This is a genomic window from Candidatus Cloacimonadota bacterium, from assembly GCA_034661015.1.
Classification (GTDB): domain Bacteria; phylum Cloacimonadota; class Cloacimonadia; order JGIOTU-2; family JGIOTU-2; genus JAYEKN01.
This window is the reverse complement of record JAYEKN010000225.1, coordinates 1-2,081: the sequence shown is the minus strand read 5'-3', so window position 1 is coordinate 2,081 and position 2,081 is coordinate 1. Positions and strand designations below refer to the sequence as shown.

The following is a 2,081-nucleotide window of genomic DNA, read 5'->3' as shown; positions in this document are numbered from 1 at the left end:
AGCGGACATTTTGTCCCATGTCGTTATCTGAAGCAGACTGCAACAGAGAAATTCGTGAAAGATGTTCAATATGCCAGACCAGCAGATATAAGAAATAATATCTTTTTTGAAAATGATTTTGCAAATAACAGGATCTGTGGCATTTTTAAAAAACAGCCCTGTATTGTCATTTGATATTTTGTTATTCATGGGAAGAAAAAAATTTATGTCAACAGCTTTTTCAAGGGTGATATGATATGATTCGATTTGAACTGAAACCTCACCCCGGCAAACGAAATCAGATTTCCCAAAGTCGTCACATGAATAGCTTTGATTTTAACAGGAAAGCCATTTCCTTTTAAACGGTATTCAATAAAGCTATTGATTCCTGAATAGATTTCAGGTTTCAGTTCCTTTACCCAATATGTAATAAATCATCCTCGTTTCCAAAAAAACCTGTTTTATCTGAATATGTTTTTATGACATTGAAATTGCCTGTAAATTCCAGTGACTTCAATTTTTGATTCGCCTTTTCAATTCCTTTGGCCATACCGTAATAAAAAAGAAAACGAAGCTCACATCTCTTGAGCAAATCAAGATCAGACAAAGAAAGCCCCCCCCTCATGTTGTAAGAAAGAGCATCTTTTGACCCTGATGCAACCGTTAAATGCTGTCCGCACCATGATTCCATAATTTTTGATATCTGACCACCGCTGTTCAAAAAATCATCAATAAAGACAATTACAGGTTTGCTCTCCTGTTTGTCTTTAATTACTTGCAAAAGATATGAAAGATTTGGAGCAAATTGGGGATTATTATTTAGCTGCCGCATTATGCGTGCTGAACTTTCAGTTTCTGCTCCCAGGCAGGTATAAAAGACCCTTTTTTCGGATAAATTAAAAATTTTTTTTGAAAATTAAGACATTCATTTAAGATTTCATCATCAGGAATAAATTCAATCTTATCAAGAATGCTAATCAAGAGAGATGGGTCATTTACCAACAAATTGAAATTATTGATCCAGAGATTTATTCTATTTTTTGCTTTCTCGAATCCAAGCTTGCAGCCACCAATTTGAAAATTCTCTATTTTTTTTAATTCCGGGGACACCATACTTAATTATTGACAAATATCACTATTTTTGGTTTATTTTGTTTATGGCACGAATAGCAAGAGCAGTAGCTCCGGGTTTACCCCATCATATCATACAGCACGGCAATAGATGTCAGCAGACATTTTTTTGTGAAGATGATTATGCTGAATACCTGAGTTTAATATCTGAATGCTGCATGAAACATAATGTTGAATGCTGGGCATATTGTCTTATGCCAAATCATGTCCATCTTCAAAGTATGGTGTCCCCGGAATTCAATGATTACAGTCGTTTAAAAGGACTTTCATATAAATGTTAATCATGTACGAATAGCCTTCAATTTTTTTATAGAGATAAATTCTGCTTCACCATTTTTGATCTTTTTTTTCTCTCTTCTATGATTTTCTCATGCCACGCTGGTGTGTCTATCTCACCGTCTTCATACAAAAGTGAATCCCAAATAGCCTCCATGGTTTGAATACGTTCTATTGTACTCATTTTCTTGATTGCAATCGTATCCATTTTTCACCTCGTTTATTAAGTTTATGAAACAGCAAATCTCTTTGTATCAGGTTTGTTTCCAGTCCCTGAAAATTCAACTGCACCAACACAGGATTTGCACAGAGAATAATATCTCACAGTATCTTCTGAATGATCAATGACATCTTCAAGTCTGGATTTCATTTTCAAAAATCTGTACTCTGTCATATTTGCACATTCAAATACTGATTTCTGCACTCTTACCCCATATCCCTTTAAAATTTTGACAGCTCTGTATCTTGCCCTGTCATCAACTATATCAAAGCATACAAGCAAAAACAAAACAAACTCCTTTAAGCTGTAAGCATTTAGAAATCAAGATCCATATTTTCTGAACATCTGATGGTATCCTATTCAAATTTAGGGGTAAACGCCGTTTAATCTCAAAAATCAAATTTTGAGCATTAATAAAAACAGTAGGTTATAATAATATTCATTGATATCATAAAATTTTACCCCGGAATTTGAA

5 protein-coding genes are annotated in these 2,081 nt (G+C 34.0%); 1 reads left to right on the top strand and 4 read right to left on the bottom strand.

Annotated elements, in window-relative coordinates:
- Positions 1 to 189: hypothetical protein (locus tag U9P79_08535; GenBank protein MEA2104668.1), on the bottom strand; the 189-nt coding region annotated here is incomplete at its 3' end.
- A gap of 205 nt (positions 190 to 394) precedes the next feature.
- Entirely contained in the window at positions 395 to 811 is a 417-nt protein-coding gene (locus U9P79_08530; protein MEA2104667.1) for a hypothetical protein, read from the bottom strand.
- A gap of 325 nt (positions 812 to 1,136) precedes the next feature.
- On the opposite strand from U9P79_08530, the gene U9P79_08525 reads away from it, so the two are divergent.
- Entirely contained in the window at positions 1,137 to 1,391 is a 255-nt protein-coding gene (locus U9P79_08525) for a transposase (GenBank protein ID MEA2104666.1), read from the top strand.
- A gap of 26 nt (positions 1,392 to 1,417) precedes the next feature.
- On the opposite strand, the gene U9P79_08520 is transcribed toward U9P79_08525, so the two are convergent.
- Positions 1,418 to 1,594: an addiction module protein gene (locus U9P79_08520; protein MEA2104665.1), complete on the bottom strand. Its 177-nt coding sequence runs from the start codon at positions 1,592 to 1,594 to the stop codon at positions 1,418 to 1,420.
- Positions 1,595 to 1,615: 21 nt separating this feature from the next.
- Positions 1,616 to 1,894 (bottom strand): CRISPR-associated endonuclease Cas2, encoded by a 279-nt coding sequence (gene cas2, locus U9P79_08515; GenBank protein ID MEA2104664.1) that lies wholly within the window; start codon positions 1,892 to 1,894, stop codon positions 1,616 to 1,618.
- Between the last annotated feature and the right edge of the window lie 187 nt (positions 1,895 to 2,081).

Excerpts from the sequence above, each read along its gene's own strand:
- U9P79_08530 (MEA2104667.1), bottom strand. The coding sequence starts at position 811 with ATGCGGCAGCTAAATAATAATCCCCAATTTGCTCCAAATCTTTCATAT.
- U9P79_08525 (MEA2104666.1), top strand. The coding sequence starts at position 1,137 with ATGGCACGAATAGCAAGAGCAGTAGCTCCGGGTTTACCCCATCATATC.
- U9P79_08520 (MEA2104665.1), bottom strand. The coding sequence starts at position 1,594 with ATGGATACGATTGCAATCAAGAAAATGAGTACAATAGAACGTATTCAA.